Origin of the sequence: Helicobacter pullorum, from assembly GCF_900638355.1 — a bacterium.
GTDB lineage: Bacteria > Campylobacterota > Campylobacteria > Campylobacterales > Helicobacteraceae > Helicobacter_D > Helicobacter_D pullorum.
Genome location: NZ_LR134509.1, coordinates 784,175 through 800,031, shown reverse-complemented (window position 1 = coordinate 800,031; position 15,857 = coordinate 784,175). Strand labels below are relative to the sequence as shown.

Genomic DNA, 15,857 nt, shown 5'->3' with positions numbered 1-15,857 from the left:
AAATCTGTTATTTTCTTTTGGAAGTAATTTCTACCCCAAACACAAATCAAATTCACACAAATAATTAGTTAATCTTATATTGAATTATTATCATTGATTAGCGATATTGCTTGTTAGTTATAGCAGTTTATATTGAATGTTAATTGCATTAATTATCAGCTATTCATTCCATTAATTGCATTGATTAATTATATTAATTATTAGTTAGTTAGGTTATATTCCACTTATCAAACTAAAGCCAAGCAAAGAATAATGCCTAGCTTATTATTAAATTCAATATTAAAGAGAAACAAAGATTCTATAAAAGAATCTTTGATAAATGAAAGTTTATCTTGTAAAAGAATCTTTAGTATAAAGCTTATCTATAAAAATATTTTGAATAGATTAATTCTCATCTATTACAAGAACTTTATAGATTAAGGTTTTATCTATTACAAAAAATTAAAAAAATCTAAGAAATTAAAAAACTTCAATAAATCTAAGAAATCAAAGTTTAACTTTTTAATTCTAAGTCTATCTTGTAAAAGAAACTTTAGTATAAAGTTTATCTATAAAAATATCTTGAATAGGTTAATCTCGTTTCTAAAGTCTTTTACAAGAATTTTCTCACTTTAAGAGTGAGTGTTCTACCACCACACTCCTAATCTAATATACCCTGCATGAGATTGCACTCCATTTGCAAAGATACCACTATAATTTAAAGCAATGTTAGCATTCTCTCCTAAAGCATAGCTTATTCCTACTTGAGTAGTTCCATAGAGTTCTTCTACATTAATATCAGCAGATTGTTTTAATCCAGCAATAACTCCACTTCCTTTAGCATCATTATAAACATTATACATTGCACCTAAAGAAGCCATTGTTTTAAACACATTATTCCATGCTCTTTGCCATCTAAGTGAGGCACTAATATCAAAGAAATTAACATCTTGTGTATAATAATGCTCACTTACTCCTCCTAGGTGTCTTAGTCTAAAGGAATCTGTACTAATTCCTTGATAACTAATTCCAATCTCTGGAGAAAGAACAGAGTTATTATAGATATTATAATAATTAGCCCCTACTTTTAAATCTGCACCATATCCATAAGAATCTACTTGAGAATTAATAGTAGTGCTTCCAGAGCGATAGGTTTTATATAAGTCTGTATCCCCTTTATCTATTCTTGTATTAGCAGAGAGATAATATTCACTTACTCCTTTTCTTGCAAAAACATTATAATAAGTTAATCCTCCATAATAAACTTTTTCATCAAAGTCTAATCTTTGTTGTCCTACTTGTTTATCTGAACTTTCATATCCAAAGTAGATTCCTAATATTCCTCTCTCACTAGGTAGTTTTGCTTGTGCTCCTGCTAGGATACCTGATGCATGAGATTTTAGAGTTCCTACTCCTCCATCTAATTGTGCTGAAGTGTATCTTGTATAAGGGAGTGCAAAGGTATAGAGATTATCCTTATCTCCTGTATGGCTAATGAAGATGTCATCAAGCTCTCTTAAGAGATCTAAATTAGAATAAGTTTCTTGATTAGCTTTAGTGGTTGCTTGAAGATTATCTAGGCTTGCTAGAGCATCTTTGTTATAATAATCCACTACTTCTATTGCATCACTTTTTATATTAGAATTATTAGCATAAGTGCTTAAAGAAGTAGATTCTTTAGAACTTACTCTTTTTAATTCTTTATTGTCTTTGGTTAATCCATTCAGATAAGATTCTCTTTGTTGTTTGTAGTTTTCTAAGAGAGCTTGTTGGTTTTTTAATCTTTCTCTTTGCTCTAATATTTCAAAGTCTGTTTTAAAGTTTTTAACATTAATTTCTCTTAGCATATTATTAGTATCAATCTGACGCATTCTGGATGAATAGATTAAAGAAGCACCTAGGGTTTTACCGGAGAGTTCTCTGGTGTCTAAGCCTAAGCTGTATTTATCCTTTCCAACATGAGTGAAACTATAAATATCTGCAACACCTCGCAAAGAATCAACAATAGAGCTTTCTCCTTTTCCGCCATTTAATTGACTTGCATAAGAGTTTCCACTACTATCAAAATTTCCATTGCTGCCCTCTACAATATCGCTTATAGTATATTCTCTACCAACTATAGCGTTAATATAGATAGTGCCTGTATTAATTCCACCTAGATTATCTCCTGCTACTTTGATAGGATTGTTTGGATTGCTTGCATCACCTACATTCCAAGATTGAATATTTGTAGTAGAATTTATATTATTAGTAATAACTCCGATATTACCATTTGCACTATTAGAAATATTTGTAATACCTCCATTGCTTGTAATGATTTCACCTATAAATCCACTTTCTTTGTTATCAATAGTAATATTTCCTAAACTATTAGTGATATTCCCTGCAATAGTTCCACTATTTTCAAAGTTTTCAATTATTCCATTGCTATTATCAATGTTGCCTCCAATAGTTCCACTATTAGCATTAAAAAGATTAGTAATGGTTCCATTATTGTTATTGATATTACCTGTAATCGTTCCATAGTTTTGCAATGTATCATATCTACCATTGCTATTATCAATTTCTGCAATGACAGCACCTGCATTATTAACTTGATTTTTAATCGTGTTTTTACTTCTATTATAGATAGTTCCCATTGTTCCTGCATTAGTTAATGTATCAATGTGTCCATCATTGTATAAATCACCTGTAATGGTTCCACTATTATTAAAGCTTGTGATAGTAGAATCAGTGTCGTTTGTGATATCACCGCTAATGGTTCCTTGATTTGCTAGATTAGCAATCAATCCGCTATTGGTGATATTACCATTAATTTGGCTTGTAGTGCCAGAGTTTGTGAAATTTGCAAGAGTAGCACCTTTTACATTTGCAAGATTACCTTCAATAGTTCCTAGATTGTTAATTGCTCCATCAGCAGAATTAAAAGTAATTCCACTACCTGCACTCAAGGTTTTACCCTCTGCAACTATTAAAGCATTAGTAATATTACCATTTCCTCTATAAGTCAAATTCTCATTAACTCTCAAAGCACCAATTCCGCCATCATTAGCAATACCACCTGCAATGTCCCCTGAAACTTCTAAGGCGACAATACTTCCAGAGTTAGCAATACTTCCTCCAATACTTCCTGTGTTTTTTAACAAATCAATTTGCTTGTCTGTATCATTTATAACATTCCCTGTAATCTCTCCATCATTAAGAAGTTCGGATTGTTGGCAGATACTATCCCCACAATCTTGCTTTGCGCCTTTTAAAGTTACATTTCCTGTGATAGTAGCACCCTCTTCATTCCACAAAGAAGTTGATACCTCATTAAAATGCCCTGTAATTACATTAGAGTTAATCACACCATAGATGATTCCATTGCCGCTAAAGTCTTTAATATTTCCCTCATTTTTGAAAAAAGCAATGGTTTGATTATTGACAAAACTATCAATCACACCTGTGCTTTCATTGACAAATTGTATAATATGTCCATTATTAGTAAATGTCCCCTCAATGCTTCCAGAGTTAGTAAAGCTTGGCAATATAGAATTGCTTGTATTTTCAATATCTCCTATAATAGTTCCTGCATTATAAAAAGGTTTATCTTCGGGAATCACATCTGCCCTAGCAAATGTAGTAGATTCATACTCCAAAGTAATTCCATTGCCCGCAGTCAAGGTTTTATCCTTTGCAACTTTCAAAGAATTAGCAATGCTTCCGTTATTCTCATTATAGGTTATATCTTCATTGACGATTAAAGAGCCAATAGTCGCTTCATTAGTGATTCCACCGCTAATATTTCCTGTAACTTCTAAGGTATCCACAAATCCTATATTTTTGATAGCACCGTTAAAAGTAGAGCCTTCTTTTAGATTTAATTTAGAGCCAAAATCACTATCCATAGTGATAGTTCCATTTCCACTATCAATAGAGAGAGTAGCACCCTTTTCTACTACTAATTCTTCTGTAATGATTCCATCTCCAGAATAATCAATTTCCCCTTGATTGATTGATATTGTGCCAATAGTTCCTGCATTACTAACTTGAGTGGTGTTGCTAGTATCATTGATAATTGTGCCTATGTTACCATGAGTGTTGTTAATGATTCCACCTGCAATAGTGCTGTTGCCATTTAGAGTGATTGCATCAATGGTTCCTTTAGCATTATTGTTAGAATCTCCAACTGCAATACTGCCTCCGATACCTGTATTATTCCCTAAAGTAATACTTCCTATTTTGGCATTATTGTCAGCACTATTACCTTTTATATTAATATTTCCTGTGATTGTAGAGCTGTTTTCTAGGGTAATTTCCCCTATGGTTGCTGTTCTAGTATTGTCAGTATCACTTGTAGCATCAACATTAGTTCCATTTCCTGTTAATGAAATATCCCCTGTGATTGTTCCTTGATTCAAAGACAAACTATCTATACTACCTTTTTCAGTAAGTGAGATATTATTTGTAATAGTAGATCGATTATTCAAAGATAATCCATTAAGAATAGATGAACCATTAGCCAAAGAAATATCCCCTGTAACTTCAGAATTATCAAGGACAATACCGCCTTGTATTCTTGAATTGTTAGTTAGTGATATATCACCTGTCATATTAGATTGATTATCAAGCGAGATTCCATTTGTTATAGAAGAAGTGCCAGCAAGATTAATACTACCATTGATAGTTGCATTGTCTGCGGTAATGGTGCCGATAGTTGCACTACTTTGTGCATTAATAATATTTGTTCCAGCAGAAGTTGTGCTCCCACTTGATAATTCTATTTGCTCAATAGAGTTATTACCACCACTTAGCCTAATTAAGTCATTTCCTGTTGCAGACATAAGCTTTGTATTAACAATCTTTTTTAAGTTGCTATTTGCTTCCAATTTCAATACATCAGTAGCTGTTGATGTTATTGTGCCATTATTGACAACCGCATCGACACTGGCACCATCTGCCAAAATAACAAGATTTACACCACCAGAATTATGCCTAATTATCCCATTGTTTGTGATAGTAGCAGCACTTGCATCTTCTGATATTCTAATGATATCACCAAGAAGCCGACCACCACCACCACCATTTACTGCAGTTATCGTAACATTGTTTTCAATAGTTAAATTTCCAGCTTTTGTGCCCCTTAAGACTTCATATATTCTCTCATAAGACCAAGCCCGAATATTTCGTTGTGTGACTTTAATGCCCCCATTACCGTCGCTCACACCTTGAGCCTGATTGTATCCCTTAATGTCCCAACCATTAATAATAGTGGATGTAGCACCACCATCACCCCTCACAAGATCTCCGCCAGTATAAGGATTATCTGCACTTTGTCGTCTTGAACTACCTATATTACCACCTGATACAATTGCTGTCCCACTTGTAATAGTTCCATTGCTAATAGTTCCACTTACAGTTACTTTAGGATTAATACCACTTGCCTCTTCTAAAACCACATTTTGAAAATCCTGATTCACTCCACTGGGTAAATCACTTGGTGCTGCTGCCATATTGCTTGCTAATGCCGAAGCCAAAGCGATAGAAGTAGGGATAATGCGGACAAAAGATTTTGTTTTGCTAGATTCTTTTGCTTTTTTGGTTGTAGAATCAAGAGTGCTTCTAACTCTTTGAATCTTTTTGGATTCTAATTCAATCTTAGAAATCTTTTGAGATTCTAATTTTGCGAAATCTTTGGGATTAGATTCTAATTGTATTTTAGAATCTTGAATCTTTGATTTTAGAATCTCTTTTGAATTTTTGGATTCTACATTTTTAATATTTTTGGATTCTAAAGCTTTATTTGTTTTGGATTTAGAATCTAAACCTTTAGCATTTTTTAGATTCTTTGTTTCTAGGGATTGATTATTTAGAGGCTTTGCCCCCCCCCCCCACTAGGGTAGCATTCTTTGTTTGGTTAGACATTTAATTCTCCTTAAATATATAATGAAAATTACAAAAAAATATTTGAAATTTTATAAAATTCAAGCTAACTTTAAAATAATAAATAAAATATTTATATTTTATTAAAATCACTTTTATAATGGGGGGGGGGGGGGGCATAATGCGTTTGTATGGGGTATTGGCAATCATTGCAAATCAATTATTAGGGGGTATTTTATTTATTTTATCAATAAAGATTTTATACAAAATCTAAGCACACTCAAAATCAATTTTTAAAATTTTTAATCAATCAATGAGTATTTCTAAAGCCTCTTTGAGATTTTTTACCCTGTGTGTGGCGTTTGGTGATTGTTTCTTTTGGAATCTAATTTACTTAAATCTTTGGAGTTAGACAAAAATGATTGAATTTGATTGAGAAATTTTATCTTTGAGCTGGCAAAATGCAGCAATACTTCATTGCTACATTTTACGCAAATTTAGTGATGATGAGTAACTTTGTCCCTCACAAAAAAGAATATACTACCCAAAATCCCAGCACTCAATGAAGCAATCAAAATAGAAATTTTAGCTACATCTGTCGCCACAAGAGCATGTTCTCCGCTAAAGGCGAGATTTGTTACAAACATTGACATTGTAAAGCCAATACCGCCCAATGCACCCGCACCAAAAATTTCTACCCAAGTTGCCCCTTTGGGTCTTGCAGCGATTCCGAGTTTTTCTGCTAAAAATGTAAAAGTAAAAATTCCAAGAGGCTTTCCAACAACAAGCCCAAAGAATATACCCAAGAAAACATGATCGATACCAAAATCAATGTTTGAACCAATGCTTACCCCTGCATTAGCAAAAGCAAATATCGGCATAATAAGATAATTTGAATAAGGTGCCAATGCGTGCTCTAATCGCAAAAGTGGATTTTGAACAGCATTTTTGTGTTTGGCAATATGATACAAAGCTTCTACTTGCTCACTTTGCAACAAAATGCCATCTTTTTGCTTTTCTGATTCTTGAAAATCTTTAATCATGGTTTTGATTTTTTCCATAAAGGTTAAGGTATCAATCTTTGGTGCAACAGGTATTGTAAATGCCAAAACAACCGCTGCAATTGTCGCATGCACTCCGCAATTATGGACTGCAATCCACAGCAACACACCCAAAATCATATAAGGCGTCAATGCTTTGATACCTGCTTTGTTTAATACCACTAATACCGCTACAATCCCAACTGCCACAGCCAACCATTCAAAGCTAATCCCGCTAGAATAAAACAAAGCAATGACAATAATCGCACCCAAATCATCTGCAACCGCTAAAGATACCAAAAAAACTTTTACAGAAATAGAAACTCTTTTGCCTAGAGCGGATAATACCCCCAAGGCAAAAGCAATATCTGTTGCCATAGGGATTCCAAATCCATGTTCTGAAGGTGTCCCAGCATTGAGCGTAAAATAAATAATACCCGGTCCAATCATACCGCCTAATGCTGCAATTATAGGTAATGCTGCCCTCTTAAATCCAGCCAACTCCCCAAAAAGCACCTCTCTTTTGATTTCCAAACCAACAACCAAAAAGAAAAAAGCCATCAAAACATCATTAATCCAATGCTCTAAACTCATTCCTATAAAAACGCCATTGACATCAAAACCAAACTTTGTTTTCCAAAGTGCTGCATAGCTATCACCCCAAGGCGAATTTGCGACAATCATCGCCAAAACCGCACAACAAAGCAATAAAATACCTGCAAAAGATTCACTTTTGGTGATTTTGCTAAAAAAAGCAATTAAACTATTTTGACTTTTTGTTTCCATTTAATCCCCTATCACTTCAACTAATTTTCCTTCACCCTCTGTATAAAAGATAAAACCATAAGTAGGCTTTTGCAAAATCAAATTCACACTTTGCATATATTCTAATACTTGCATTTTATATATTTCCCTTTGCATACCGCTTTTATAATCTATCACAAAAGCTTCATTATCTCCGATGATTAAAAGATCTAAGCGTTTTTGCCTACCATTGATCAAAAAAGGAACTTCACATTTTACCTTGCCTTTACCCATTATTTCAATAAAACTAGAATGATTTAAAAGAATTTTGCAATGATTGATGATTTTTTCTAATATTTTTTTTTCGATATAAAATCCCATTTTATTTAACAAAAGGGTTAAAATCAAAGAATCTTCTAGCTGATTTTTGATTTTCTGCTCCATCACAAAATGCAATGCAATCCCATAATAAACAGCCCCAACTTCTCCTATTAAATCCTCTTTTTGTGCGATTTGCATTTGTTTTTGTCTGCCTAAAGATTCTAGGCTTTTTTGATTGTGTGCAAAACACTCAAAATCTTTATTTTGTGCCAAACTATCTTCCAAATTAGCGCTTTTTATCTCCAAAATCGCTTGTTTTAACTCTCCTTTTTGCATTAACTGCAATCCCAAAGATTCAAAGCGGCTTTTTTGGTCTAGCAAAATAATTTGCATTGTATTTTTTGCACGAGTTAATGCGACATAAAGCTGATTTTTCAAATCTTTTTCTTTCAAAATATTTTCTTTTAGAAGTGCTTTTTGATACTCTTTATCAATTTGCATACGCAATTCATTAGAACGCCAAAAAATCCTTTTTATTTCTACCCCATTTTCCTTAAACTCAAAAAATACATTACCAGAACGATTCTTAGCCCTAATATCATCAATAATTAAAACATTATTAAATTCCAAACCTTTGGATTTGTGAATTGTCATTATGCGTATTCCAAAAAAATCACTTGAAACAATATCGCTTTGCAAGGATTCTACTTTTTCTAGCAATTCTTCAATGCTAAGATATTCCAAAGAATATTCCAAAAACTTTTTGGCACTCAAAGAAGCAATTTTATACCTTTGCATAATTTCTAACAAAATTTTTGAAGGTTTTTGCGTTTTGAGATAGAAATATTGCTCTAAATTCTCTTTTTCTAATCCCAAAAGCATAAAAAACTCTGCACAAAACTTCGGATTCTCAAAAACAAGATATTTTAAAAACTCTATTAAAGCACGCACCTCATTATGAAAAATCAATTTTGCACTTGTATCCACAACGACTTTAAACCCTTCCTCTTGCAAAAACTCCGCTATTTCTACCACGCAATCATTATCAAAAGTCAAAATCGCAATTTCTTCTTCTTTTGCCCCAACCTCCAAAAGCTCCCTTATACTTGTAGCAACTTGAGATAAAATAGCTTCTTTTTCTTGTATATAAACTTGCACAAATCCTTTAATCTTGCTATTTGACTCTTGAGGAACAAACCCTTCAATTTTATTAGAAAATGTTTCATTGACAAATTCTACGATATTTTTGGCACTGCGATAATTGATTTTGAGGCTTTCTTCTTGCATTCCTTGAGCGGCTATTTTAAATAATTCAGAATTCCCTCCTCTAAAGCGATAAATGGATTGCTTAATATCCCCCACATAAAAAAAACTGCGTAAGAATCTTTTTGCCCCCTCCCCACTTTTGATTTCATCAATCATAGGTTTTAGTATCTCATATTGCAAAACACTTGTATCTTGGAATTCATCTATCAAAATATGGCTAATCGTGCTATCAAGCCTAAAATACAAAAAATTCTTATCAATCTGTTTTTGCAAAAGCAATTCATAAACTTTTGAAGTTACCGCATTAAAACTTAAAGTGTTGGTTTGTTTATAATATTCTTGTTTGGCTTTTAAATAAAGCACAAAAATGCCATAGAGATTCTCAAGGTATTTTGCTTCTTCTTCTACAAAAACCCCTACTAATGCTTCTTTTAGCCCCATAAAATCCTCATCCCTAAAAGGTATTTTTGAAAATCCTCTATAATCTTGCAATCTTTCTTTTGTAAGCCAAGTTTTTCCTTTTTGGAACAAAGATTCAATATCATCAAATTCCAAAGCAGAATGAATCTCTCCCTTTGTATCTTGATAAGTAGCCTGAATCCTCCTAGCATACTCCATTGCTTGCTGTTTATGCCCCTCTTTTGTAGGATAAATAAATAATTCTTTTTCCAACATTTCTTTTAAAGAATCCAAAAAATCACAAAAAGAAATTACGCTATCAATACGCAATTGCCTCTGAATGCAAAGATTTAAAATTCCTTGTAATTGCTGGTTATCTAAATTTGTCAAAAAAATCTCTATAATTTTTTCTCTATCATCGCTTTGTATTTCAAAATCATATTCCACCCCAACATACCAACAAAAGCTCTTTAAAATCCTCTGAAAAAAAGAATCAATGGTAGTAATCTTCAAATCCTCTTTCAAAAAAGAATGGTAGATTTGATGGATTTTTTCTTGCAATTTCCCAAAATCATTTTTGTCTTTAATGCTTATACACTCAAGTTTATTAATATAATCTCTATCATTTCTATATTGATAGATTTCCCCAATACTCTTGGCAATACGCTCTTCCATTTCTTTGGCGGCTTTTTTGGTAAAGGTAAGCGTAAGAATCTCTGAAGGTTTCGCTCCCAAAAACAATAACTCAAGGTATCTCAAAACTAAACGATAAGTTTTACCACTCCCAGCACTTGCATTGAGGCACAATAAAGCACTATCCATAAACATTTTTCCTTGAATTTTATTTGTGATTATAGCATTAAAATAAAAAAGCCAAAAGTTGATTGACATATACTAAACTTTTATTATATAATACACTAAAAGTTTAATTTAATTTTGCAAGGAATATTAAATGTCAAAAAGCCTATATGAAACACTTGAAGTTTCGCCCAATGCGACAAGTGATGAGATTAAAAAATCTTATCGTCGCTTAGCAAGAAAATATCACCCCGATATCAATAAAGAAAAAGACGCGGAAGAAAAATTCAAAGAAATCAACGCTGCATATGAGATTCTAAGCGATGAGAAAAAACGCAAACAATATGACCAATTTGGCGATTCAATGTTTGGCGGACAAAATTTCCATGATTTTGCAAGAGGGCAAGGCAATGTGGATTTAGATGATATTTTAAGTCAAATTTTTGGTGGCGGTGGATTCTCTCAAGGCACAGGAGGTTTTGGGGGATTTGAAAGCTTTGGCGGATTTGGAGGATTTGGAGGGAGAAGCCAACCCAATCTTGATATCAATGCACAAATCACAATCCCTTTTAGCACAGCTATTTTGGGGGGCAAACACAATATCAATCTCCAAAATCAAAATTTTGACATCAAAATACCAGCTGGTATTAGAGATGGAGAAACTATCCGCCTAAGAGGAAAAGGCAAAACTATGGGTAATCAAAGCGGAGATGTGTTGCTTAAAGTTTCTGTTGCACCACACCCACAATACTCACAAGATGGAGACAATCTTACTAAGAAATTTGATTTACCCCTAAAAACCGCTCTTTTTGGAGGCAAGGTAGAGATAGAAACTCTCTACAAAACAATCACCCTAAAAGTGCCAAAAAACACCAAAAACAACCAAAGATTCCGCGTCAAAGAACTTGGTGCTTATAATCGCAAAAGCAAAACAAATGGCGATTTATATTTGGAGGCAAATATTATTTTGCCTGATGTAGATTCTTTGCCAAAAGAACTTACAAAAGCTTTAGAAAAATACTTATAATCAAGGAAACACAATGTATAGCTATGATGAACCCGTTTATCTTATCAGCGTAGTGGCAAAAATCCTCTCAATTCACCCCCAAACTTTGCGTCAATACGAGAGAGAAGGACTAATAGAACCGGGCAGAACCGATGGCAAAATGAGGCTTTATTCTCAAAGAGATATTGACAAAATCAAAACAATTTTGCGTTTAACGCGTGATTTGGGAGTGAATCTTGCGGGAGTAGATATTATCTTGCGCCTTAAAGATAAGCTTGATGAGCAAGATAGAGAAATCGAAGAATTGCAAATCCACCTAGAAAAACTCAAAAGCAATCAACCCAATAAATCCGTGATTAGGAAGCAAAGCTCTTATGAAGTCATCATTTTCAAAGAATAATGCCAAGTATCAAAGCAACAACAAAGGCAAATACACCACACATTGCCTTTGCAAATCTCACAATCACTCAAATTCCACCCCAAAAATCAAGGAAACACAATGTCTTTTAGATTCAACGCCCTAAGTTACAAAGATTTTTTAAATCCCTTTTATGCCAAAGCACCGATTTTAGATAACACTTACCAAAACTTCCTACAATCCCTAGAATCTTACCGCCAAAATCTCCTTAAAAACCAAAACCAAAATGAAGATGCCCTTGTCGCAAACGCACTTAAGCCATTTTTAGAATCCCTAGGATTCACCACACAAGTAAAAGCCAAGCAAAAAGGCAAAAGCGAAATTGATCTAGCTATCACACAAAACGACACTATAGAAGTAATCTTTGAAGTCAAAAAACCCAATTCAAACGATTTTTTCACCCCAAACAATCCCAACTGCAAAGCTCTGCACGAGTGCATTTTATACTACTTAAGAGAACGCAAAAACGCCAATTCATCGCTAAAGTTTATCATCATTACTGATTGCTATCATTTTTACATTTTCTCTGCAAAAGACTTTGAAAAGTTATTTCACAAAAACAAAGAATTCCAAAAGCTTTTTGAAAACTTCCAAAACCCAAACTCCCTTCTCAAAGGCAATACCGATGAATTCTACAAAGAAGCCAAATCCCTTTTAGATTCTCCCCAATACGCACAATCCTTGCAAACTAGCTTTAATTCTAGCTTAGATTCTAATGAAGTGAGTTTAAATGGCTTATTTTGGGATCTCACACCACTTTTAGCACCACAATCCACAGAATCAAAAGAATCACAAGACAACCCCGCATTCCTAACAAGTTTCAAAATCTTTAACAAAGACTTTTTGCTTGATTGCTTTAATCCAAACGATGCTAATGACTTAAACAAAAAATTCTACGATGAGCTTTTATACATTTTAGGCTTGACCCAATCCACCCAAAATGGCAAAGCCATAATCCAAGAAAGCAGAGAAAGCCAAGCTAGTGAAGGCACATTATTTTATGCAATCAAATCCAAGCTTACAAACAAAGACTTTGAAGACATCATACAATACATTATTTTATGGCTAAATAGAATCCTATTCCTAAAACTAATCGAATCCAATCTCGTGCGTTTTAACAACGACACCACACTCAAATTCCTTAATTACGATAAAATAGACAGCTTTGACAAACTAAGTGAGCTATTTTTTGAAATTTTGGCAAAGGACTACACACAAAGAAACAAAAAAAGCCCCTTTACCTACCTACCCTATCTCAATTCATCGCTTTTCCAAAAACAGCCAATAGAAAACACACTCCAAATCTCACAGCTAAACAACGACCTAACACTAAAATACTACAAAAACACGCAAATCAAAGACACAAACTACAAACCAAAATCTGGTGAAGTCAAGCTTTTAGAATACCTTTTTACTTTTCTAAACAGCTTTGACTTTGGGCATATTAGCACCGATGAAGAGCACTCTATCACTCACAAAGATTTGATAAACTATAGCGTATTAGGCAGCGTGTTTGAGCGGCTAAATGGCTACAAAGAGGGGAGCTACTACACCCCAGCTTACATCACTTACTATATGTGTAAGCAATCCCTAGAAAAAGTCGTCCTTGACAAATTTAACGCCTTTTTAGATTCAGATGAAAAAAGCCTAGAATCTCTCTCCAATCTCCTATTTATAAAAATAAAACAAAACCTAAGCCAAAAAGATGAAATCATCAAACAAGCAAGAGAAATCCTACTAAGTATAAAAATCTGTGATCCCGCAGTAGGAAGTGGATATTTCCTAGCAACCGCACTTAATGTAATGCTAGAAATCTTTAGCAAACTCAATCTTTTGGGCAACATTATGCTTGAAATCCAAAATGATGAGATTTTTGTAAGAAACTCCCGCTTTGAAATCATAGAATACAAACGCCCCACCACAGAGCAAGACCCAAACCACAAAATCCAAAAAGAACTCTTTACACTCAAAAAGCAAATCATAGAATCCTGCCTTTTTGGCGTGGATATAAACCCAAATTCTTGTGAAATCGCTAGACTTCGCCTGTGGATAGAACTCCTAAAGCACAGCTACTACACACTAGATTCAAGCCTTGACAAAAGCATTCACGCCCTCCAAACTCTCCCAAACATAGACATCAACATAAAATGCGGCAATAGCCTTATAAGTTACTTTGAAGTCAATGAAAATAATTCTCAAGGAAAACCGCGTGAAAATACGCTAAAGTGGCTTATGGCACAAGACACAGGATTTGCAAACAACTTCAAAAAACAAATCAAAATCTACAAAGAAAGCGTAAATGCCTACAAAGAAGCACTAAAAGATAAAAAAGAACTCATAAATACCATTGAAAACATCAAAGAGCTTTTTAAAAGCACACTTTTAACAACAATGAAAGATTATAAAAATCTCAAAAAGAATCTTGGAGAGTTTGTAAGCATTTATGGAGATTCTGCGTTTGATATGGAAACGCCTTTTGGTATGGAAATGCTAAGAATCACACGAAAGCAAAATTTTAGATTCCAGCCAGATTTGGAAAACCTAGAGCCAAGGAAGCTTGACCCAAAAGGGCAAAAACTCCTAGAATCTATTCACAATGATTTTGAATCGCTAGAAAAGATTCGCACTAGCCAAAGCTTTGAATGGCGGTTTGCATTCCCAGAAGTGCTAGATAACAATGGCGATTTTTTGGGCTTTGATTTAGTCATCGGCAATCCACCTTATATCCGCCAAGAAGAGATAAAGCACCTAAAGCCACATCTCCAAAAAGCCTTTAGTATCTACAAAGGCACGAGCGATATTTACACCTACTTTTTTGAGCAAGGCTACAAGATTCTAAAGCCAAAGGCACTCCTATCTTTTATCACGAGCAACAAATACACGCGTGCAGGCTATGGCGAACCCTTGAGAGCATTTATCCTAGCAAACACACAGATTCTACACTACATTGACCTAAATGGCTTAAAAGTCTTTGATTCTGCCACCGTGGATACAAGTATCATCACTTTTACAAAGACACCGCCAAGCCTAGAATCTAGCTTTGACTACCTAGCACCTACACAGCCTAGCCTAGATACAGATGAGCTACACGCACAGCCCATACACCAAAGCAGTCTAAGCAAAGATTCTTTTATATTCCAAGACCAAGCAAACCAAGCCCTAAAGGCAAAGATAGAAAGCCTTGGCACACCGCTAAAAGAATGGGACATCTCCATAAACTATGGAATCAAAACAGGCTACAACGAAGCCTTTATCATAGATAGTGCAAAAAGAGAGGAGATTCTAAACAATTGCAAGGATAAAAGCGAGAAAACACGCACAAGCAAACTCATCAAAAAAATGCTACGCGGTAGAGACATCAAACGCTACAGCTATGAATGGGTGGGATTGTGGCTTATAATCGCAAAATTTGGAAGCCATAAGTTTTTACAAAAAGATTATCCCGCAATCTATAATCACCTTTTGCAATACAAAGATAAGCTAGAGAAAAGGGGACAATGCACCAACAAACCAGCAACAGATAAAAAACCATACACAGGGCAACACCATTGGCTAGAATTAGATAACAATCCCACAGATGAATATTTAAGTCATTTTGAAAAAGAAAAGATTTCTTGGCAAAGAGTTACACAAGAACCTAGTTTTATTTTAGAAAAAGAGTATATTTTGTTAGATTCTATGGCTTTTTTAACAGGGGATAAAAAAGATTTAGTCTATCTTTTAGGTTTTTTAAATTCTAAATTAATCTTTTATTATTTCAAAAATATAGGACATTTATATTCCGATAAAGGCTTTTTGCTTTCAAATCAATATGTAGAAAAATTCCCTATTCCCAAAATAGATTCTACAAACAAAGCCCTAAGCGATGAGATAATAAGCCTAGTAGAGCAAATCTTAGATTCCAAAGCCAAAGACCCCACCACAGACACCAAAGAGCTAGAATCTCACATAGATTCTCTAGTCTATAAACTCTACAATCTAAATGAAGATGAAATAAAAATCATAGAGGGGAAGGAATAGT

The 15,857-nt window shown here is 34.0% G+C and carries 6 protein-coding genes; 3 read left to right on the top strand and 3 right to left on the bottom strand.

The genetic code is table 11. The annotated features are described in order from the left end of the window. Nucleotides 1-626: 626 nt before the first annotated feature. From EL247_RS03970 to EL247_RS03960, 3 genes are all read right to left on the bottom strand, one after another. A complete protein-coding gene (locus tag EL247_RS03970) occupies nt 627-5,474 on the bottom strand; it encodes a hypothetical protein (protein ID WP_126442018.1) in 4,848 nt (1,615 codons plus the stop codon). 867 nt (nt 5,475-6,341) lie between these two features. Further along, nucleotides 6,342-7,670 (bottom strand): sodium/proton antiporter NhaA, encoded by a 1,329-nt coding sequence (gene nhaA / locus EL247_RS03965; RefSeq protein ID WP_054198498.1) that lies wholly within the window; start codon nt 7,668-7,670, stop codon nt 6,342-6,344. After that, nucleotides 7,671-10,436, bottom strand: a complete 2,766-nt coding sequence (locus EL247_RS03960; protein ID WP_126442017.1) for a RecB-like helicase — start codon at nt 10,434-10,436, stop codon at nt 7,671-7,673. A 130-nt stretch (nt 10,437-10,566) separates the two neighbouring features. Here EL247_RS03960 and EL247_RS03955 point away from each other — a divergent pair, with 130 nt between their 5' ends. From EL247_RS03955 to EL247_RS03945, 3 genes are all read left to right on the top strand, one after another. Then, entirely contained in the window at nt 10,567-11,439 is an 873-nt protein-coding gene (locus EL247_RS03955) for a DnaJ family protein (protein ID WP_054195786.1), read from the top strand. Between the two features lie 13 nt (nt 11,440-11,452). Next, nucleotides 11,453-11,818, top strand: coding sequence for a heat shock protein transcriptional repressor HspR (locus EL247_RS03950; protein WP_065827896.1), 366 nt, complete (start codon nt 11,453-11,455; stop codon nt 11,816-11,818). 99 nt (nt 11,819-11,917) lie between these two features. After that, nucleotides 11,918-15,856, top strand: coding sequence for a type IIG restriction enzyme/methyltransferase (locus EL247_RS03945; RefSeq protein WP_126442016.1), 3,939 nt, complete (start codon nt 11,918-11,920; stop codon nt 15,854-15,856). Nucleotide 15,857 lies beyond the last annotated feature (1 nt).